This window comes from Corynebacterium suedekumii (genome assembly GCF_030252185.1).
Taxonomy (GTDB): Bacteria; Actinomycetota; Actinomycetes; order Mycobacteriales; family Mycobacteriaceae; genus Corynebacterium; species Corynebacterium suedekumii.
Genome location: NZ_CP126970.1, coordinates 1,753,812 through 1,774,014, shown reverse-complemented (window position 1 = coordinate 1,774,014; position 20,203 = coordinate 1,753,812). Strand labels below are relative to the sequence as shown.

Genomic DNA, 20,203 nt, shown 5'->3' with positions numbered 1-20,203 from the left:
CAGGGTAGCACCGGGCGGAATCGTGGACGGACATGAGGCGGGCGGGCTAGGGTCGGATTCATGACCTCCCCCGTTGACCTCACCAGTTTCGCCGCCGGTGGCGGCTGCGCCTGCAAGATCCCGCCCGGCGAGCTCGAGGAGGCCGTCCGCGGCCTGACGGGGGTGACCGACCCGGACGTGCTCGTCGGTCTCGACGACGGGGACGACGCCGCCGCGGTGCGCATCGCCGACGACCTCGCGGTGATCTCCACCGCCGACTTCTTCACCCCGGTGGTCAACTCCGCCTACGACTGGGGCCGCATCGCCGCGGCCAACGCGTTCTCCGACGTCTACGCCATGGGCGGACGCCCGGTCACCGCCATCAACCTGGTCGGCTGGCCGCGGGAGAAGCTCCCCCTCGAGCTGCTCACCGAGGTGCTGCGCGGCGGCATGGATGTGGCCAACGAGGCCGGTGCGCCGGTGACCGGCGGGCACTCCATCGACTCCCCCGAGCCGCTCTACGGCATGGCGGCGACGGGCATCGCCGATCCCGACAAGCTCATGCGTAACGACGCCGCCACTGTCGGCCTTCCCATCACCCTCACCAAACCCATCGGCGTCGGTCTGCTCAACAACCGGCACAAGAACACCGGCGAGGTCTTCGAGGCGGCGATCGCGACGATGACCGCCCTCAACCGCGACGCCTCCCGCGCCGCGGTCGAGGCCGGGGTCAAGGCCGCCACCGACGTCACCGGCTTCGGGCTGCTCGGCCACCTGTACAAGATGGCCCGTGCCTCGGGGGTCTCCGCGGTCATCGACCACACGGCCGTCCCCCATGTCGACGGTGCCGATGAGGCCCTGCGCGACGGGTTCATCTCCGGTGGTTCGCGCCGCAACCTCGACTGGGTCCGCCCGCACCTGAGCGCGGACGGGGTCAGCGAGGAGGACCTCATCCTGCTTGCGGACGCCCAGACCTCCGGCGGCCTGCTGCTCATCGGCGAGGTGCCCGGTTACCCCGTCATCGGGGAGATCACCGCGGGCGAACCGGGGACCGTCACCGTCCGGTAGTGATGTTGTCGCCCGTGTCGCCGGCCCGCTGACGCTGTGCGAGGCGGGCCTTCTGCGGCTCGACGACGTACTTCGGGTCGGTCACCGAGTGGTGGCCGGCCTCGAGCACGCCGAAGCGGGTCAGCGCCGATCCGGCGAGCAGCGCGGCACCCGACAGGGCCGCGCCGACACGGTGGCGCCCGGCCAGGAGGGTGCCCACGCCACCGGCGATGACCAGGCGCTCCGCCCAGGTCATGAGCTTTCCGGCGGTGCCGTGGTGGTACGGCTCGACGGAAACCTCGTCGAGCTGCGAGTGCATCGCCTTGGTGACGGCGACATCGCAGACGGCGCCCGTCGCGGCGAGGACGCGGGCTGGGCCTGCCTCGTTGACGGGTGTGGTGATCATCGCCAGGCCACCCGAGGCGGCCGACGCGGAGCTGACGAACAGGAACGGCAGGTGGTACTTCGCCGCGTTCCACGCCGGGTTGGAGGTGTCGCCGAACAGCACCGCGGTGTAGACCGCCAGCGGCGCGCCGAGGGCTCCGGCCACCGCGCCCGCCGTCGGAGCGGCGGCCTGGTGGGTGACGGTGCGGACCATCTCGGGCAGCGGCAGCCTCCGACCCGTGAGGTCATCCACCTCGGCCGCCGCGGCGACCGCCGCCATCGTGCTGAAGCCGGCCAGCAGCCAGGATCCCAGGTTCATCGGGGAGGACAGTTTGACCACCCGGAACATGTTGAGCAGGCGCTCCGGTCGGCCGAGGTCCGCGATGAGCGCCAGCGAACCCGCACCGGCCGCGGTGATCGCGGCCAGGCGGGAGTTGCGGCGCAGGATCGGGCGGTCCGTCAGCTGGGCGCCGAGGCCGAGCAGGGAGGAGCCGCCGGCGACGCCGCCGAGGAAGAGGTAGGCACCGATGGGCCACTCCCACGGCGGGGCCTTGACCACCGGTTTTCCGTAGTAGGACTCGAACTGCATGTCCGGGACCATGCGCTCCTCACGGGAGCCGTCCATGGCGCCGGCGCCCCGGCGACGGCGCTTCTTCCCGCCGGGGCCGCCCGGGCCGCCCGGGCCACCCTGTCCCTTCCGGCGGCGGGGTTCGACCGGGTCGCGGTAGTTGTCGAACTGGTTGGTCACGTGCGCGCTCCGATCAGGAAGGAACCGACGACGGCGGCGGCCATGCCGGCGGCGGCGAGGGCGGCCTTCTTCGCCATTGCGGGCAGGTCGGCGGTGGGCACGCGCGGGTCCGGGGGCAGGCCGTAGACCTCGGGGGCGTCGAGAAGCAGGAAGATCGATCCCGTCCCACCGACGCCGTCGAGGTCGTTCGCCCCGTAGAGACGCGCCTCCGCCTTCCCCTGCGAGTGCAGTACGGCGAGCCGCTCATGCGCGCGGCGCAGCATCTCGTCGCGGTCGCCGAACTGGATGGACTCGGTCGGGCAGGCCTTCTGGCAGGCCGGCTGGAGGCCGTCCTTGAGGCGGTCATAACACAGGGTGCACTTCTGGGCGACGCCGATGTTGCGGGCCTTGGCGGACACCCCCTCGGTGAAGTCCTCGCCCTCGCGGGTGTCCCGCTTTTCCACGCCGCCGTCGGCGCGGCGCTCGATGACGCCGAAGGGGCAACCCGCCACGCAGGTGCCGCAACCGTTGCACACGTCATCCTGCACCACGACGGTGCCGAACTCCGTGCGGAACAGCGCCCCGGTCGGGCAGACGTCTAGGCAGCCGGCGTTGGTGCAGTGCTTGCACACGTCGGAGGACATCAACCACCGGAAGTCCGGGGTGTCCGGGTGGACCGGTTCCCCGGCAACGGACGGTGCGGTATCAGCCGGGTTGCCCACCGACGGCATCCCCAGCCCCACCAGCGCACGACCGGACTCGCGGGCCTGCTCGATGCGGTCCTGGTCCTGCTCGATGAACGCCACATGCCGCCACGTGTCCGCGCCGAGGGAGCCGGTGTTGTCGTAGGAGTTGCCGGAGAGCTCGTAGCCCTCGACCGGGTTGCGGTTCCACTCCTTGCACGCCACCTCGCAGGCCTTGCACCCGATGCACACGGAGGTGTCGGTGAAGAAGGCCTGCCGGGAGTCCTCGGCGTAACCGACGTGATCGGGATACTCGGTCACCTGGTTCGTCGATTTAACGGTCACGGTCGTCCTCCTTTCTTGCGTTCCTCATCCGGTCCAGGTCCTCGAGTTCGGCCAGCTCCTCCGGGTCGGTGAGCTTCTCGTTGCCCGACGCCGACGTGAGTCCGGCCCGGACCTGGTACAGCCTGGTCAGATCGTCGCGTTCCGCACCCTCCGGACGTCGGCCCGGCCGGATGTCACACGCACCGACCTTGGAGGCCTGGATGGCCACGTTCGGGTCGAGGGTGATGCCCAGCAGGTCATTCGGGCCGTCGCCGGTGACCGGCGCGTAGGGTCCGTTGCCCCAGTGGAAGGGCAGGCCGATGTTGTGGTACTCCTGCCCGTTGATCACCATGGCGGGCATGCGTTCGGTGACCAGGACGCGCGCCTCGATGACGCCACGCGGGGAGATGATCGTCGCCCAGCCGCCGTTCTCCAGGCCGCGCAGCTCCGCGAGCTCCGGGGAGACCTCACAGAACAGCGCCGGCTGCAGCTCCGCCAGGTACGGCAGGGCCCGCGTCATCGCGCCCGAGGTGTAGTGCTCGGTGAGCCGGTAGGTGGAGAAGGCGAACGGGTAGATGTCCGACCCGAACTCACCCGGTGCCGGGCGCGACAGGTTGTCCTCGCCCGGGAACGTCAGGCGGGCCGGGGACTGCTGCTGCCCGTAGAGGGCGTTGCCCACCGGCGACTCCTGCGGCTCGTAGTGCGTGGGCAACGGACCGTCGACCATGCCCTTGGGCGCATACAGCCAGCCCTTGCCGTCGGCCTGCATGATGAACGGGTCGGTGCCGGACAGTGCCGCGGGACCGACGTCGTTGACGTCCGGGCGGTGGTCCGGGCGCAGCCCCACGGGGAAGTCGGGGACGTCGTCGCCGACCCACCTGCCCTGGGACTCGTCCCACCACACGTACTTCTTGCGCTCCGACCAGGGCTTTCCGTCCGGGTCGGCGGAGGCGCGGTTGTACAGCAGGCGGCGGTTGACCGGCCACACCCAGCCCCAGTCCATGGCGAGTTCGTTCTGCTCGGAGCCCGGGCGCTTCTTCGCGGAGTGGTTGACCCCGTCCGCGTAGACGCCGGAGTAGATCCAGCAGCCACCCGAGGTGGAGCCGTCGGCCTTCATCTCGGTGAAGTTGCTCAGCAGCTCGCCCGCCCTCTCCCCGGCGAGGTGGTAGCCGTTGATCTCCTTGAGCACCGCCTCCGCGTCCGGGTCACCGTGCTCGTCGACGGGGTAGTCCCACGTCATGTTGAGCAGCGGCAGATCACGCGGATCATCGGAACCGGCGAGCTTCTCCCGGATCCGGACGCCCAGGTCGTGGAAGAACTGGAGCTCGCTGGTCGCCTGGCCCGGCGGTTTCTTCGCCTGGAAGCGCCACTGCAGCATGCGCTGGGTCTGGGTGAACGTACCCGACTTCTCCACGTGGTTGGCCGCGGGCAGGTAGAACACCTCGGTCTCGATGTCCTCGGTCTTGAGTTCACCGGAGAGCACCTCCGGGGAGTCCTTCCAGAAGGTGGCGGTCTCCATGACCTGGAAGTCCCGGACCACCAACCACTTGAGGTGGGACAGGCCGAGGCGCTGGAGGCGGCCGTGGGACTGGGCGACGGCCGGGTTCTGGCCGAACACCAGGTAGCCCTCGACCTGGTCCCGCAGCATGGCCTGCAGCGTGTGGTAGGTCGAGTGCGCGCCGGTGAGCTTGGGTATCCAGTTGAAGCCCCAGTCGTTCTCCGCGGTGGCGTGCTCACCGAAGTAGGCCTTGAGCAGACTGACGGCGTAGGTGTCGCCCTTCTGCCAGAAACCGGCCTGATTCGGGTTGGTCACCGTCCACAGGTAGTCGTCGAAGGACTGCTCCTCCACCGTCGGCATGGGCAGGTAACCCGGCAGCAGGTTGAACAGCGTCGGGATGTCCGTGCTGCCCTGGATGGACGCGTGGCCGCGCAAGGCCATGATGCCGCCGCCGGGCCGACCCATGTTGCCCAGCAGCAGCTGGAGGATCGCCGAGGTGCGGATGAACTGGGCGCCCAGAGTGTGCTGGGTCCAGCCGAGCGCGTAGGCGAAGCAGGTGGTGCGTTCGCGGCCGGAGTTCTGCGTGATGGCCTCGGCGAGGTAGTGGAAGTCCTCGACCGGGATTCCGCAGGTCTCCTCCACCATCTCCGGGGTGTAGCGGGAGTAGTGGCGGCGCAGGATCTGGAACACCGTGTTCGGGTCCTGGAGCGTCTCGTCCTTCTTGAACTGCCAGGTGTCCAGCGGCTGGCCACCGGAGCCGGTGGACTCGGCCCAGCCGGCCTCCTGGTGCTCCTCCTCCTGGTTGTCGGTCTCCCCGTCGACGGGCGCGGTGGAGTCGTCAGCACGCTGGTAGGCCCAGGTGTCGATGTCGTACTGCCCGGTCTCCGGGTCGTAGCCGGAGAACAGGCCGTCGAGGTCCTCGGTGTCCTCGAAGTCCTCGTTGATCAGCGTCGAGGCGTTGGTGTAGTGCAGGACGTAGTCCTTGAACCACAGGTCATTCTCGATGACGTAGCTGATGAGCGCACCGAGCAGCACGACGTCACTGCCGGCACGGATGCCGATGTGACGGTCCGCCACCGCGGAGGTACGGGTGTAGCGCGGATCGACGTGGATGAGCTTCGCTCCACGCTTCTTGGCCTCCATCACCCACTGGAATCCCACCGGGTGAGCCTCGGCCATGTTTGACCCCTGGATGACGATGCAGTCCGCATTCGCCATGTCCTGCAGTGGCTGGGTCGCGCCGCCGCGGCCGAACGAGGTTCCTAGACTAGGAACCGTGGCGGAGTGTCATATGCGCGCCTGGTTCTCGAGCTGGATGGCGCCGGCGGCGGTGAACAGCTTTTTGATGAGGTAGTTCTCCTCATTGTCCAGTGTCGCGCCACCGAGGCCGGCGATGCCCATCGTCCGGTTGACGGGGCGGCCGTGCTGGTCCGTGTCCTGCCAGCCGTTGCGGCGGGACTCGATGAACCGGTCGGCGATCATGTCCATCGCCTGCTCCGGGTCGAGCTTCTGCCATTCCTTCGCCTTCGGGGCGCGGTAGAGCACCTCGGTGACCCGGGTGGAGGAGTTGACCAGCTGCTCGGAGGCCGAACCCTTGGGGCACAGGCGCCCGCGGGAGATCGGCGAATCCGGGTCGCCCTCGATCTGGATGACCTTCTCGTCCTTGACGTAGACGAGCTGGCCGCAGCCGACGGCACAGTAGGGGCACACGCTCTTGACCACTCGGTCGGCCTCGGTCACGCGGGCGTTGAGCTCAGCGCTCTTCCTCGACTGCACATTGTGGGCGCGGCCGAAGGGGTCGCCGTCCTTCAACTGCCGGATCACCGGCCAGTTCAACGGGCTGATTCTGGACATGCCCCCACCCTAGCAAGCTGTCAGCTCCGTCACATCCACCCTGGCCGCGTGGCGTATGCTCGCCGCCATGATGTCCTTCTCCGCCTCCGGTTCCATGGACCTGCTCACCCGGGTCCGCGGCCAGCTCGACCGGCTCACCCCGGAGCAGGCGTGGGCGGAACATCACGAGGGTGCGCTGCTTATCGACGTCCGCACCGCCACCCACCGCGCGTCCGCGGCGGGTGTCCCCGGGGCCATCGCCATCGATCTGACGGTCCTGCCCTGGCGGCTCGACCCCGGCTTCGACCACCGCATCCCGGAGGCCACCGACCTCGACCGGCGGATCATCCTGTTCTGCCGGCACGGTTACTCCTCCTCGCTGGCGGCCTGGAACCTGCGGCTCATGCGCCTGCACCGGGCGACCGACATCATCGGCGGGTTCGACGCCTGGACGGCTGCCGGTCTGCCGCTGCACCACGGCCCGGTCGATGTCCGTCCGTAGGCTGGTCTCATGACCACCCTGCGACCGCTCCGCGCCGACGAGCAGGACCTGCTCGCCCAGGCGACCCTGGAGAACATCAACCGTGCCGCACCCCGCTACACCCCGGACGACGTCCTGTCGACACCGGAACTCGCCCACTACATCAGCTCCGATGTCGGCCTCGTCGCCGAGGACGGCGGCCCCGTCGGCGTCGTGTGGCTGCGCTTCTTCTCCGCGGACGACCCCGGCTACGGCTTCGTCGAGGAATCCGTTCCCGAACTGAGCATCTGGGTGGCCGAGGGCCACCGCGGGATGGGCCTGGGCGGCCAGCTGCTCACCGAGATCACCGCACTCGCCCGTCAGCGTGGCTACCCCGGCATCAGCCTGAGCGTGGAGCAGGGCAACCCGGCGCGCCACCTCTACGAGCGCCACGGTTTCCTGCCCGCAGGGTCCGGGTTCGACCCGGGGACGTTGATCCTGAAGTTCTGACCCGGACTCACAGGTCGAAGGATCTCTCAGGCATGTCACCCAGCCGGGGAATCGGCCGGCCGGTGCGCTAACAGTAGGCGCGGATGGCGTCGATGCTCTGCGCCCGGTTCAGGCGACTCTGGTGCAGCCGGCGCCACACGGACTGTCCGTCGGTGGCGCGCTGGTGCGGCTCGAAGCGCCCGTCGCGGAGGATGGCGTCGAGAATCGGGGCGGCCTCCTCGTCGCTGACCCAGCCCCGGAGCAGGAGCATGACGGGACGGCTCCCCCGGCGTTCGAGGTAGTTCGGGTCGCTGCCGCCGGCGAGGAGGCGTTCGACGAGCGGGAGTTCCACGGGCACGTCCCGCTTCTTGTTCTCCAGCAGCATGAACAGGTCCATGCGCCCGACTTCCCAGCCGTGGTCGAGCAGGTCGGTGACAATGCCCACCCGGTCCCGCGGCGACGGGTTGCCCAGGGTCCTGAGCACCACGTTGTGCCCGGCGTAGCAGTCGTCATAGGTGGTCTGGTCGCGCAGCGCGATGATCTCGGCCGGATCACAGGTCTCCCGGAACTGCTCCAGGGTCATCTTCCTCAGCTTCTTGCCGATGCTTCCGAGCTCGTAGGACGGGGAACTCACAGCGCACCTGCCTGTCGTAGTCTGAGCAGCCACCAGTCGGCGATGAAGGGTTCGGTCCGGGGGTGGCGTTCCAGTTCCTCGACCCACTGCTCCGGCGCCGGGGCCGGGTCCCACGCCGGTTCATGGTCGAAGTTGGTGCTGCTGTCCCCGGTACCGTTGCCGGGGCTGAGGTGGATGGACAGTGGCGCCCCTACCGCCGGCGCGATCAGCCGTGCCCGTTCAGCCACGGCCGCGTCCACCAGCTCGGGTGGGAGATCGCCGGACACCCGGTGCTCGTCGCCGAGGAAGCGGACCACCCCGGCGAACTCCACCCCTTCCTTCGCCAGCGAATACAGCAGGGAAGCCAGGTCCGTGGACGCCGGAGGCACGGGAACATAGCGGTCGGGGACGGTGCCGTAGCGGGCGGCGGCGGCCGCCCGGTCGGTGGCGATGTCCACCGTGGCGCGCTCGCGCCAGATGGTGACCACGGCGGCGTCGACAAGCGCGCCGTCGATGACCAGACCGTGATCGGCGGGGACGAGGGTGCACAGCTCGCGGCCGGTCATGCGTTCGCCGAAATTCTCCCGGTTGATCTCCGTGCGGACGAACACGGCACCACCCCGGGTGCGGGTGGCGAAGGTGCGGGGGCCGGAGCCGTAGTCGTTCAGGCCGGTGAGCGGGACGGTGAAGGTCCGGGCGGCGACCATGTCGTAGGTCTCGTGGTCCATGATCACCACCAGATCGCGCCGAAGCCACGGCGGCGGGGCTCGTCGGGACGCGGGGAGGACGGGCGCAGCAGGGCCACGAGAATGACGGCGATGCCGGCGCCGGCCGTGGTGGTGATGACCCGCCCTGCCGCCAGGTCGAGCGGTGGCGCATCAGGTGCCAGGGCCTGCGTCATCAGCAGCGCGAGCATGGTGATGAAGAAGACGCCGTAGCCGTAGTTACGGGAGGTGATGGCCATGACGATCCACAACAGGACGCCCATGGCGATGAAGTCGACCTCCTGCGGTGGGTGGATGAGGGTCCACAGCCAGTAACCGAGAAAGCCCAGCACGGTGCCGAACACGCGGTGGAAGGCGCGGACCCCGAGCACCAGCCCGTCGCCGAGGAAGCACAGGACGAGGACGGTGGCGAGCAGACCCCAGAACGGGTGGGGATCCCCGGTCAGGTCGAGGGCGGCGTAGACGACGACGGCGCCGATGCTCACCCGCCAGAACATCAACCAGTCGACCGGACGGCCCGGCGGCGGGCCGGTCCCCTTGTCCCGGCCGGCGACGGCGACGAGAAACGCGATGACCGCGCCGAGGATGAGCCAGCCCGCCGACTGCATGACGGTCCAGCCCGCCTGGCCGACGACGGTGCCGCCGCCGACCATGAGGAGGAAGAAGTACGGCCCGGGCGGGCCCAGCGGGAGCGCCTGGTCGAGGGCGACACCGGCGACCGCGACGACGAGGAACGCGCCCAGGGTCCACCACAGATTCCCGGTGACGAGGATGCCCACGCTCATTGCCAGGATGAGGCCCACCCCAACCGCGGCCATCACCTTGGCGCGGTGCTCCCGGTCCGGAATCGCGCCGAAGAGCACCGGGTAGGTGCCCAGGCCGACGAGCAGGCCCTCGAAGTAGCAACCGGCGAGGGGGAAGATGATGAGGATGAGCACCGTCGGCAGGCCCAGCCGTGCCCGCTCCGACAGGGCGAGAAACGGCGGTCGCATCCCCCACAGTCGCTGATTCAACGTCGGCGGGGGCGGTGACGGGGGCTGCGGCGACGGGGACCGAAGTTTTTTTGGCGGGGTCGGACGGGCGTGGGGACATGTCCCTATTGTCCGTGCTGCCGGGCGTTTTGTTAGCGCGGCGGTACGGGAACGAGGTGCCGGCCGTCACAATTTTTCTTCCGTTGGCAAGCATCTCAGGTATTTATGCGCTTATACTTTCCCACACATAAGTAGCCGAACGATAGGACCTGATCTCCATGCGCAAGACTGCTCGACTCTTCCTCGCCACCGCCGCCTGTGCCACCCTCCCCCTCGGACTGGCCGCCTGCTCCGGCTCCGATGACACGGCCGACACCGAGACGACCGCCACCGCCACGGAGACCGTCGAGGCCACCGACACCGCCACCGCAACGGAGTCCTCCCCCGCCGAGACCGAGGCGTCCGCCGCCTCCGGAACCAGCGCCGCCGCCGAGGATCCGGAGCAGGTCCACTCCCTCGACCTCAACGTCGGCGACTGCCTCACCGACGAGACCAGCGAGGGGTCGATCGAGGAGGTCGGCGTCATCGACTGCGCCCAGCCGCACACCGGCGAGATCTACCACGGCTTCGACATCGCCGAGGGCCCCGACGGCCAGATGCCGGACACCATCGACACCGACGCCGAGACCGGCTGTGTCGAGGCCTTCGCCGGCTTCGTCGGCGTCCCGTGGGAGCAGTCCGCGCTCTCCATCTCCTGGATGCAGCCCTCCCCCGACACCTGGGAGGCCGACGACCGTGAGGTGCTGTGCGTCGTCTTCGAGGACGGCGTGGACACCACCGGCTCCCTCGAGGGCTCGAACCGCTGACCCGCTGACCTGCTGACCTGCTGATCTCACACCGTCACCGATTCCCGCCTTCCTACACCAGGAGGAAGGGGATGATGACGATCTTGAAGATCAGCGCCACCGCGAAGGTGGCGGTGTAGCCGGACATGATGCGCGAGTCTGACGAGTTCTCCAGCGCGTACTGCAGGACCGCGGGCTGACCGAGCATGCCGGAGACACCGCCGTTGGCACGCGTGGCGGACTTGCCCAGCAGGGCCGCCAGCAGGAGGAAGGTGCCGCAGCCGGCGATACTGACGAGGACCGCCAGCAGGATGGCCGTGAGCCCCTGGAGGGAGAAGGCGGTGGAGGCGAACGCCGGGCCGGAAGCCGTGCCCACCGCCGCGAGAAACATCATCAGGCCCAGCTGCCGCAGCGTGTAGTTCGCCGACCGGGGCAGCTGCCACGCCGTCTTACCGGTGCGCTGCAGGGCACCGAGGATCAGTCCCGCGATGAGCGGCCCCGCGGCGGCGCCGAGCGCGAACGAGGAACCGCCCGGCAGCGGAATCTGGATGAGAGCGAAGAGGAATCCGATGGCTAGGCCACCTGCCACCGCGATCCAGTCCAGTTCGGCGAAGGACTGGATGGAGTCGCCGAAGTAGCTGTTGACCTCCCGCTGGCGTTTGGCGGGCAGGACGACCTCGACGATGTCGCCGTAGGCGAGGTAGGTGTCGTCGTTGGCCAGGAAGATCTCGTCGGCGCGACGGACCCGGGTGATCCGGGCGCCGAAGGCCCCCGGCAGGGCGAGGTTGCCGACCTGGTTTCCGGCGATGTCCTTGTTGGAGACGGTGAAGTGCTGGACGGTGACCTTCTCGTCGATCAGCGGGCGAGCCGCGACCCGCCGGCCGATCGCCGCGACCAGGTCGTCCGTGACCGCGCGGGTGGCCATGATGCCGACGACGTCTCCCCGCTCCAACGGGACCTCGTCCTCGGCGACCCGGGCGCGTCCGTGATGACGCAGGGTGGAGACGACGAACTGGTCGCCGTACTTCTCGTCGAGCTGGGCCATGTCCACCTCGTCGACCTCGACGGCGATGGTCACGGGGTGGAGGATCTTCTCGTCCTCGTTCTCCTGGTCCTTCTTCGCCTTCCAGGTGCGTCCGATGGTGACGGCGACGAGCAGGATGGCCACGACCACGCCGGTGGGATAGCCGATGGAGTAGCCCACCGCGGGGATCTCCGATCCGGTCTGCTCCTGCGCCAGCGCCAGTGACGGCGTGGAGGTCAGTGCGCCGGAGAAGACGCCGACCGCGACCTCCCGGCTGATGTTCAGGAGCCCACCTGCGCCCACGGCGACGACGGCGCCGACAGTCACGGCGACGACGGAGGCGAGCATCATCCCGAGCTGGGCCTTGAGGTCCCGGAAGAAGGTCTCGCCGGCCTCGAGTCCGACCATGTAGACGAAGATGCCCAGTCCGAGGTCCTGGAGGAAGGTGAGGATCGGGTCATTGAGGTCGACGAAGGCGCCGACGATGAGGCCGACGAACAGCGCGCCGGCCGCGCCGAAGCGGATGGGGCCGAAGGGGATGGACCCGAAGGCGGTGCCCAGGGCGATCACCAGGAAGATGGTGAGGATGACGTTCCCGCTGAGAAGCTCGATCATGCCCTCATCATATTAAAGAGATGACCATTTGTCCCGCCGGTGGTGACGCCGGGGCCGGATCACGCTTCCGGGGGGTCGAACCGGAGGATCCGGTCGTCCTCCGACCCCGGCCGCCCACGCCCGTCGGTGTTGTTGGTCAGGACCCACAGCGCGCCGTCGGGGGCGACGATCACGTCCCGCAGACGACCGTACCCGTCGGTCGCGGTGTCTGATTCCCTGGCGTCGGACAGCGGGACCTCGATGAGGCGCTCGCCCCGCAGCCCGGCGATGTAGACCGCACCCCCGGCCACCGCCATGCCGCTCGGGCTGGCGTCGGCGGGCCGGAACTGCTGCACCGGATCAACGAAACGCCCGTCCCCGGCCACGCCCTCCACCTCGGGCCAGCCGTAGTTGGCGCCCGGCTCGATGACGTTGAGTTCGTCCCACGTGTTCTGGCCGAACTCGGTGGCGTAGAGCGTGCCGTCCGCATCCCACGCGATGCCCTGCGGATTGCGGTGCCCGTAGCTGTAGATCGGTGAGTCGGGGAAGGGATTGTCCGCCGGTACCGACCCGTCGGGCTCCAGCCGCAGGATCTTGCCCGCCAGCGAGTCCCGGTCCTGCGCCGTCGAAGTGTCTCCCGCGTCCCCCGTGGTGGCGTAGAGCTTCCCGTCCGGGCCGAACGCGATCCGACCGCCGTTGTGGACCCGGGCGGCGGGAATTCCGTCGAGGATCGTCTCCACCTCCCCGAGGCCCAGCTCACCCGGCCCGCCGGTCAGCTCCCGTCGCTCGATCCGATCCCCGTCAGCGGCCGTGACATAGGAGTAGAGATCCCCCTCGTGGACCGCGATGCCGAGCAGTCCCCCTTCGCCGCCCGGCTGCGCCGCGTCGACGACGCCGACCTCCCTACTGGCACCGGCCACACCCAGCTCCAGGATCCGGCCGCTGTCCCGTTCGCTGACCAGCGCGGTCTCCCCGTGGAAGGCAATGGACCAGGGTGAGTCCAGGTCGGTGGCCACAACGTCGATCTCTTCGTCGTGCGCGGAGCTGGTCGCGCCGGGTTCCGGCAGATTCCCGGTATCGCCCGCCTCCCCGCAGGCGGTCACTCCTGCCCAGGCGACCACGGCAACGCAGGTGGTGGCGAGCAGGCGGCGGGTGGATCGTCGGGTGCGGTACATGAGGCGTCCTTGTCGTTGCCCCCATCCTGGCACATCACGGGGCGTACCCTCAGGAGCATGAACGCCGACCGGATCCGGACCGCCATGACGGCGGTCGACCGCCGCGGGTTCCTCCCCAGCGGGGCGCGCCGGCACGCGGGGTGCGGTTCTCAATCGGAGGTGAGGCAATAGATCGGCGCCTGGAGTCCCGAGACAGGATCAAAAAAGTCCCGGAGATAACGCCACGATTCCCTCTCGGGTGAGACCCAATCAGCGCGCCCTGGAAGATAACTGACACCTCAGCGGACGCAAACCGCGCTCCAACTCAGATACCAGACGCAATCGCCTCAGACAAACAGGGCGGATTCAACTGGTCGTCGCAACACCTCGATGACATGGAGGTGTGTGATGCTACGTCGTCAGGCGGATGCGGATCGAGCGGTGCGACAACCGATGCGCTCTCCGGGGCGCCCGCCCCCGCGACGGGAGGTCGAGCGGGCATTCTGGGTACAGATCGCTGATGGGCTTACGAGCGAGGATGCCGCGGTTGCTGTTGGTGTGTCAGCACCGGTGGGTACGCGGTGGTTTCGCCATGCTGGAGGTATGCCTCCACTAGATCTTGCTCCAGCTGCTGGCCGTTATCTCTGCTTTGCTGAGCGTGAAGAGATCGCGCTGTTACACGTTCAAAATGTCGGCGTCCGTGAGATCTCCCGACGACTCGGACGCGATCCCGGGACAGTCTCCCGGGAACTGCGGCGAAACGCCGCGACCCGTGCCGGGGAAGTGGAGTACCGGGCTTCCGTTGCGCAGTGGAAGGCCGAGTCTGCGGCCAAGCGGCCCAAACAAGCGAAACTGGTGACCAACACCGCGCTGCGTGACTATGTGCAACAACGCCTTGAGGGCAGCGTCAGTCTGCCGGACGGGACGGTAGTTCAGGGGCCCGATGCACCGCGCTGGAAGGGACGAAACAAGCCACACCGAGAGGACCGTCAATGGGTCACGGGTTGGAGCCCGGAACAAATCTCGCACCGGCTGAAAGTTGATTTCCCTGATGATGGTGCCATGAGGATCAGCCACGAAGCGATTTACCAGTCGCTGTTCATCCAGGGGCGCGGCGCACTCAAGCGCGAGCTCGTCACGTGTCTACGCACTGGTCGAGCGCTGCGGAAACCACGACGGCGTTCACGGAACAAGCCACAAGGCCATGTCACAGACGATGTCGTCATCTCCGAGCGTCCCGCCGAAGCGGCGGACCGCGCGGTGCCTGGACATTGGGAGGGGGATCTGATCATCGGCACACACCAGTCCGCGATCGGAACGCTCGTCGAGCGCAAGAGCCGCTCTGTGCTGCTGGTGCACCTGCCACGACTTGCAGGCTACGGGCAGCAGCCGCGAGTGAAAAACGGGCCGGCCTTGGCCGGCCACGGCGCGACCGCGATGGCTGATGCGCTCACCCGAGCAATCACGGATCTACCGCAGCAACTGCGTAAGACGTTGACCTGGGATCGAGGCAAGGAGTTGGCAGAGCATGCCAGATTCGCGTTCGAGACCGGCACCACGGTGTTTTTCGCTGATCCGCACTCGCCTTGGCAGCGGCCCACGAACGAAAACACCAATGGGCTGCTGCGACAGTACTTCCCCAAGGGCACCGACCTGTCGAGATGGGGTGCTGACGATCTCGCCGCGGTCGCGTACACGTTAAATAACCGGCCGAGGAAAGTGCTCAACTGGAAAACCCCAGCCGAGGTATTCACAGAGCAGCTACCATCGGCCCAAGAACCTGGTGTTGCGACCACCGATTGAATCCGCCGTCTACACCTCATCAGGGTTTCAGGACACCTGTCGGAGGCTGGGGATCCGCCAGTCGATGGGGCGGATTGGGTCGAGTGCGGATAATGCGATGGCGGAGTCTTTCAACGCTTCGCTGAAGCGGGAGACGCTGCAAGGTTCTGGTGGCTGGGCGTCGCCGGTTCAGTGTCGGCGGGAGGTGTTCCGGTGGATCACGAGATACAACACCCGTCGGCGGCACTCCGGGATCAGTTACCTGTCGCCGAGGGCTTTCGAAGACATGGCCTCGGCTGTTACCGTGGCGCCTGCTGCTTGATCAATCCCGCGTGTCCACTCAAAGGGGGACACCCCAACAGGCACTTCACCCTCCCTTGCACAGCAGGACAGACAAGCTCGATCTTGTAACAGTCCATTTCCTCCGGTTCCTCGAAGGCGGACGGACGTCCTGCGGATACGCGAGCTTTGCGCGGGCGGGAGTTCGTTCCCATCATCAATGGAAACAACTGCTTGAGCACTCGATCACGCGCGTCAAACCCGTCCTTGTCGGCCAGCAGATCGTTGAGTCGGCCGATGGGCTTCTTTCCCTTCACGAGGGAGATCGCCGAAGGGCAGTAGAAGACTCCGTCAATCTGGAGTGGCCCTGCTGACTGTCCACCGTTCACTGGGTCGGGATTGTCGCTGGCCCACACCGTCTGGCGATTCTTCGGGAACCGCACCACAGGCGCATAGCCCTCGTCCAAGAGCAGCGAGGAAAACCCAGTCTTCACCGAGTACCCCATATCAACCACAAGATTGGGCAGCTTGGCATTCGGCCGTTTACTGGCTCTTCACGATTTAGAGTGCGTTGATCCTGGCCTGCAGCTGCCCAGAGTGAATCAGGGACCGCAAGATGTAGTGGTCGAGGTTTCGGAAACCCAGGGCGATGCCGCGTAGGTGCTCGAGCCGGCCGTTGATCGCCTCGACCGGACCGTTGGACGCCCCAATGTCGAAGTAGGCGAGCACGTCCTCACGCCGGCGCCACAAGGTCCGTCCCAGTTGGGCGAGCTCCTCCAAGCCTTTCGGTAAGCCCTTGCGCAGGGTGTTGATCACCCTGCTCATGAGCTTCTTGCCCTCCGACTTCTGCGGATGCCCGTAAGCCGCAATCATGTCCTGTGAGAGCATCCAGGTGACCTCGAGTGCCACGTACTCATCGTCGGTGGCCCATAGCAGGTCGAGGCGTTGTTTCTGCCGCTCGGTGAGGTAGTTCGTCCTGGTCAACAGCGTGCGACGGTGCTTGTACAACGGATCGTCCTTGCGCCCACGCCGCCCGGAGGTCTCCCGTTGGAGCCGCTGCCGGCAGCCGGTGAGTTTGTCGGCTGCCAGATGCACCACGTGGAAGGGGTCCATGACCTTCCTCGCCTGCGGCAACACCTCATCGACTGCGGTGGCGTAACCGGTGAAGCCGTCCATGGTCACCACCTGCACCTGCTCCCGGAAGCCAGGGTCGCGTTCCTGCAGCCAGGTGCGCAGCACCTGTGCACTGCGGCCGGGGCGCATGTCCAGCAGTCGGGCAGGGCCACGGCCGTCGACCAGGGGTGTGAGGTCGACGAGGATGGTCACCAGACTGGATGGCTGACCTGGCTTTCGGGTGTGCTTCCATACGTGCTCATCCACCCCGAGGATGCGCACCCCGTCCAACGTCGTAGGCAAGCTTGCGGCAGGCCTCGAGGGCGACCTGATTGACCAGCTCCCAACCCACGCCGAGTGCTTTCGCGGTGGCAGACACGCTCATCCGGTCTATCGCCAGGCGCTGGAGGATCCAGCGGGTCACCCGGTGGGTGAGTTTCGCTCCGTCATCGGCGCAGCTGAGTGTGGCCTGGAAGATCTTCCTGCCACAGAAGGCATTCGTACAGGTGAAGCGGGGCACGCGGACGTGCAGACGGGTCGGGAACCCGACCACCGGCAGATCGACGAGACGGCGAAGGACGTGGTCGCGAAGCTTCCCGGGTCGGGAACATTCAGGACAGGCGTTGCTCACGGCCACCGGTGTGGCGTCAATGACGGTGATGTTTCCGGCGTCGGCGGCACCGGTGATCGTCAGGCCGATTTCCGCGGTACGGCAGATGGTGTCGGCAACGAGGTTGCCAGTAGTAGGCTGCACAGTAGGGTCCTGGTTCGGTTGGATGGAAGCGTCGTAACTCTCATCTTGTACCGGCCAGGACCCCTACATGTTGTGCCATCCCGAACGGGGGTGTCCCCCTTGAGTGGACACGCGGGATTGATCAAGCAGCAGGCGCCACGGTAACAGCCGAGGCCATGTCTTCGAAAGCCCTCGGCGACAGGTAACTGATCCCGGAGTGCCGCCGACGGGTGTTGTATCTCGTGATCCACCGGAACACCTCCCGCCGACACTGAACCGGCGACGCCCAGCCACCAGAACCTTGCAGCGTCTCCCGCTTCAGCGAAGCGTTGAAAGACTCCGCCATCGCATTATCCGCACTCGACCCAATCCGCCCCATCGACTGGCGGATCCCCAGCCTCCGACAGGTGTCCTGAAACCCTGATGAGGTGTAGACGGCGGATTCAATCGGTGGTCGCAACACCAGGTTCTTGGGCCGATGGTAGCTGCTCTGTGAATACCTCGGCTGGGGTTTTCCAGTTGAGCACTTTCCTCGGCCGGTTATTTAACGTGTACGCGACCGCGGCGAGATCGTCAGCACCCCATCTCGACAGGTCGGTGCCCTTGGGGAAGTACTGTCGCAGCAGCCCATTGGTGTTTTCGTTCGTGGGCCGCTGCCAAGGCGAGTGCGGATCAGCGAAAAACACCGTGGTGCCGGTCTCGAACGCGAATCTGGCATGCTCTGCCAACTCCTTGCCTCGATCCCAGGTCAACGTCTTACGCAGTTGCTGCGGTAGATCCGTGATTGCTCGGGTGAGCGCATCAGCCATCGCGGTCGCGCCGTGGCCGGCCAAGGCCGGCCCGTTTTTCACTCGCGGCTGCTGCCCGTAGCCTGCAAGTCGTGGCAGGTGCACCAGCAGCACAGAGCGGCTCTTGCGCTCGACGAGCGTTCCGATCGCGGACTGGTGTGTGCCGATGATCAGATCCCCCTCCCAATGTCCAGGCACCGCGCGGTCCGCCGCTTCGGCGGGACGCTCGGAGATGACGACATCGTCTGTGACATGGCCTTGTGGCTTGTTCCGTGAACGCCGTCGTGGTTTCCGCAGCGCTCGACCAGTGCGTAGACACGTGACGAGCTCGCGCTTGAGTGCGCCGCGCCCCTGGATGAACAGCGACTGGTAAATCGCTTCGTGGCTGATCCTCATGGCACCATCATCAGGGAAATCAACTTTCAGCCGGTGCGAGATTTGTTCCGGGCTCCAACCCGTGACCCATTGACGGTCCTCTCGGTGTGGCTTGTTTCGTCCCTTCCAGCGCGGTGCATCGGGCCCCTGAACTACCGTCCCGTCCGGCAGACTGACGCTGCCCTCAAGGCGTTGTTGCACATAGTCACGCAGCGCGGTGTTGGTCACCAGTTTCGCTTGTTTGGGCCGCTTGGCCGCAGACTCGGCCTTCCACTGCGCAACGGAAGCCCGGTACTCCACTTCCCCGGCACGGGTCGCGGCGTTTCGCCGCAGTTCCCGGGAGACTGTCCCGGGATCGCGTCCGAGTCGTCGGGCGATCTCACGGACGCCGACATTTTGAACGTGTAACAGCGCGATCTCTTCACGCTCAGCAAAGCAGAGATAACGGCCAGCAGCTGGAGCAAGATCTAGTGGAGGCATACCTCCAGCATGGCGAAACCACCGCGTACCCACCGGTGCTGACACACCAACAGCAACCGCGGCATCCTCGCTCGTAAGCCCATCAGCGATCTGTACCCAGAATGCCCGCTCGACCTCCCGTCGCGGGGGCGGGCGCCCCGGAGAGCGCATCGGTTGTCGCACCGCTCGATCCGCATCCGCCTGACGACGTAGCATCACACACCTCCATGTCATCGAGGTGTTGCGACGACCAGTTGAATCCGCCGACGCTGCCGTGGTCGCTGTGAAAAATCGCTCCGCCCATCGAGCCCCTTGTCCGGGCCGCGTCCTCCATCGCGTCCTGAACGAGACTGGTGCGCATGTGGTCAGCGATGGAGTAGCCGACCAAGCGTCGGGAGTGCACGTCGATGACGGTGGCCAGGTACAGGAATTCTCCTTTCCCGCAGGGCAAGTAGGTGATGTCGCCGATATAGAGCTGATTGCAGTCCTCGGCAGTGAAGTCCCGGCCGACAAGGTCGTCGAAGACCCTCGCGCCCTGGTCCGGGATGGTGGTGCTCTTCTTCTTGCGCAGGTTCACCCCGACGATCTGGTGCTGGCGCATGAGCCGCTCGATGCGTTTGTGGTTGACCGGGTCTTTTGTGTGGTCGTTTATTTCAGCGGTCATACGGCGCACCCCGATCGTGGCGTCGAATTCTTCGTGGTAGTCCCGCATCTGGGCCACCAGCGTCTCATCGGCGTTTCGGCGCTGCCTGCGGACAGGCTCACCGTCCCGCCACTTGTAGAAGCTTGAGCGGTTCAGATTAAGGACGTGGCACAACCGCTTCACCGAGTAGGTGGTGGCGTAGTCGTCAACGAACTGGAAGCGGATCACCAGGTCGTCTCTCCCGCGAAATACTTCGCGGCCTTGCGCAGGATATCGCGTTCGGTCGAGAGCTTCTGGGTCTCCGAGCGCAGGTGCTGGACTTCTTCGCGCAGGCGCAGCAGCTCCTCGGCGGGGTCCTCGGCGGTGCGACTCGACTGGACGCCACGGGCCTTGCGGGCAGCGTAGACCCAGTTTTTCAGCGTCGCCCGACTGATCCCGAGATCGGTGGCGATCATCGAGAACGAGGCGCCTGTGGTGTCCTCGTAGAGTCGGACCGCGTCGGCTTTGAACTCATCGGTGTAGGTGTTCTTCGGCATGGTGGTTTCTCGCATTCTCCGGCCCATTCTGGGCCAGGGTCAGCGTGTCCACCAAACAGGGGACGGCCCCCTCGGTGTATCGGCGTCGTTGTCCCATGTGAACATCCTTCCGCAGGGCACGGTGGCCCCGCTAGTTTAGGTGTCC

General features: G+C 66.9%; 17 protein-coding genes and 3 pseudogenes. 6 read left to right on the top strand and 14 right to left on the bottom strand.

Going from position 1 to position 20,203, the window contains the following annotated elements; translation table 11 throughout:
- Positions 1-60 precede the first annotated feature (60 nt).
- Entirely contained in the window at positions 61-1,047 is a 987-nt protein-coding gene (selD, locus tag QP029_RS08935; RefSeq protein ID WP_284873974.1) for a selenide, water dikinase SelD, read from the top strand.
- Here selD and nrfD read toward each other — a convergent pair.
- The 3 genes from nrfD to fdh are packed head-to-tail and all read right to left on the bottom strand — an operon-like array spanning position 1,034 to position 6,496.
- Positions 1,034-2,158, bottom strand: a complete 1,125-nt coding sequence (gene nrfD, locus QP029_RS08930; RefSeq protein WP_284873973.1) for an NrfD/PsrC family molybdoenzyme membrane anchor subunit — start codon at positions 2,156-2,158, stop codon at positions 1,034-1,036. The two genes, selD and nrfD, sit on opposite strands and share 14 nt — an antisense overlap.
- Entirely contained in the window at positions 2,155-3,165 is a 1,011-nt protein-coding gene (locus tag QP029_RS08925) for a 4Fe-4S dicluster domain-containing protein (protein ID WP_432418673.1), read from the bottom strand. Before QP029_RS08925 ends, nrfD begins: the two co-directional genes overlap by 4 nt.
- Complete coding sequence (fdh, locus tag QP029_RS08920; RefSeq protein WP_284873972.1) at positions 3,155-6,496, bottom strand: formate dehydrogenase; 3,342 nt, start codon at positions 6,494-6,496, stop codon at positions 3,155-3,157. Before fdh ends, QP029_RS08925 begins: the two co-directional genes overlap by 11 nt.
- Positions 6,497-6,563: 67 nt before the next feature.
- On the opposite strand from fdh, the gene QP029_RS08915 reads away from it, so the two are divergent.
- Together QP029_RS08915 and QP029_RS08910 are read left to right on the top strand one after the other, a co-directional pair.
- A complete protein-coding gene (locus QP029_RS08915; RefSeq protein WP_284873971.1) occupies positions 6,564-6,977 on the top strand; it encodes a rhodanese-like domain-containing protein in 414 nt (137 codons plus the stop codon).
- A gap of 9 nt (positions 6,978-6,986) precedes the next feature.
- Positions 6,987-7,445, top strand: a complete 459-nt coding sequence (locus tag QP029_RS08910) for a GNAT family N-acetyltransferase (protein ID WP_284873970.1) — start codon at positions 6,987-6,989, stop codon at positions 7,443-7,445.
- 67 nt (positions 7,446-7,512) lie between these two features.
- Here the strand turns inward: QP029_RS08910 and QP029_RS08905 are convergent, their stop codons facing one another.
- Genes QP029_RS08905 through QP029_RS08895 form a run of 3 tightly spaced genes read right to left on the bottom strand, consistent with a single transcriptional unit; the run spans position 7,513 to position 9,754 of the window.
- Entirely contained in the window at positions 7,513-8,058 is a 546-nt protein-coding gene (locus QP029_RS08905; RefSeq protein ID WP_284873969.1) for a hypothetical protein, read from the bottom strand.
- The gene (locus tag QP029_RS08900) at positions 8,055-8,765 is read right to left on the bottom strand and encodes a hypothetical protein (protein ID WP_284873968.1); all 711 of its coding nucleotides are present in this window, start codon (positions 8,763-8,765) and stop codon (positions 8,055-8,057) included. Before QP029_RS08900 ends, QP029_RS08905 begins: the two co-directional genes overlap by 4 nt.
- A gap of 2 nt (positions 8,766-8,767) precedes the next feature.
- The gene (locus tag QP029_RS08895) at positions 8,768-9,754 is read right to left on the bottom strand and encodes an FUSC family protein (RefSeq protein WP_284873967.1); all 987 of its coding nucleotides are present in this window, start codon (positions 9,752-9,754) and stop codon (positions 8,768-8,770) included.
- A 257-nt stretch (positions 9,755-10,011) separates the two neighbouring features.
- Here QP029_RS08895 and QP029_RS08890 point away from each other — a divergent pair, with 257 nt between their 5' ends.
- Positions 10,012-10,599 (top strand): septum formation family protein, encoded by a 588-nt coding sequence (locus QP029_RS08890; RefSeq protein ID WP_284873966.1) that lies wholly within the window; start codon positions 10,012-10,014, stop codon positions 10,597-10,599.
- Positions 10,600-10,651: 52 nt separating this feature from the next.
- Here QP029_RS08890 and QP029_RS08885 read toward each other — a convergent pair whose 3' ends face one another.
- Positions 10,652-12,217 (bottom strand): aspartate:alanine exchanger family transporter, encoded by a 1,566-nt coding sequence (locus QP029_RS08885; protein ID WP_284873965.1) that lies wholly within the window; start codon positions 12,215-12,217, stop codon positions 10,652-10,654.
- A gap of 59 nt (positions 12,218-12,276) precedes the next feature.
- Positions 12,277-13,371, bottom strand: a complete 1,095-nt coding sequence (locus QP029_RS08880) for a PQQ-dependent sugar dehydrogenase (protein ID WP_284873964.1) — start codon at positions 13,369-13,371, stop codon at positions 12,277-12,279.
- A 387-nt stretch (positions 13,372-13,758) separates the two neighbouring features.
- Between QP029_RS08880 and QP029_RS08875 the strand changes: the two genes are divergently transcribed.
- Together QP029_RS08875 and QP029_RS08870 are read left to right on the top strand one after the other, a co-directional pair.
- The gene (locus QP029_RS08875) at positions 13,759-15,153 is read left to right on the top strand and encodes an IS30 family transposase (RefSeq protein WP_284876208.1); all 1,395 of its coding nucleotides are present in this window, start codon (positions 13,759-13,761) and stop codon (positions 15,151-15,153) included.
- Positions 15,154-15,157: 4 nt separating this feature from the next.
- Positions 15,158-15,454, top strand: a pseudogene (locus QP029_RS08870) (transposase); the annotation flags it as partial.
- Here QP029_RS08870 and QP029_RS08865 read toward each other — a convergent pair.
- The 6 genes and pseudogenes from QP029_RS08865 to QP029_RS08840 form a co-directional block, all read right to left on the bottom strand.
- Positions 15,432-15,905 (bottom strand): hypothetical protein, encoded by a 474-nt coding sequence (locus QP029_RS08865; RefSeq protein WP_284873963.1) that lies wholly within the window; start codon positions 15,903-15,905, stop codon positions 15,432-15,434. The pseudogene QP029_RS08870 and the gene QP029_RS08865 sit on opposite strands and share 23 nt — an antisense overlap.
- Before the next feature lie 67 nt (positions 15,906-15,972).
- Positions 15,973-17,278: pseudogene (locus QP029_RS08860) on the bottom strand (ISL3 family transposase).
- Between the two features lie 121 nt (positions 17,279-17,399).
- Positions 17,400-17,696: pseudogene (locus QP029_RS08855) on the bottom strand (transposase); the annotation flags it as partial.
- A gap of 4 nt (positions 17,697-17,700) precedes the next feature.
- Positions 17,701-19,095 (bottom strand): IS30 family transposase, encoded by a 1,395-nt coding sequence (locus QP029_RS08850; RefSeq protein ID WP_284873803.1) that lies wholly within the window; start codon positions 19,093-19,095, stop codon positions 17,701-17,703.
- A complete protein-coding gene (locus QP029_RS08845; RefSeq protein ID WP_284873962.1) occupies positions 18,983-19,750 on the bottom strand; it encodes an IS3 family transposase in 768 nt (255 codons plus the stop codon). Before QP029_RS08845 ends, QP029_RS08850 begins: the two co-directional genes overlap by 113 nt.
- Positions 19,747-20,073: a transposase gene (locus tag QP029_RS08840; RefSeq protein WP_284873961.1), complete on the bottom strand. Its 327-nt coding sequence runs from the start codon at positions 20,071-20,073 to the stop codon at positions 19,747-19,749. The genes QP029_RS08845 and QP029_RS08840 overlap by 4 nt, the downstream gene beginning before the upstream one ends.
- Between the last annotated feature and the right edge of the window lie 130 nt (positions 20,074-20,203).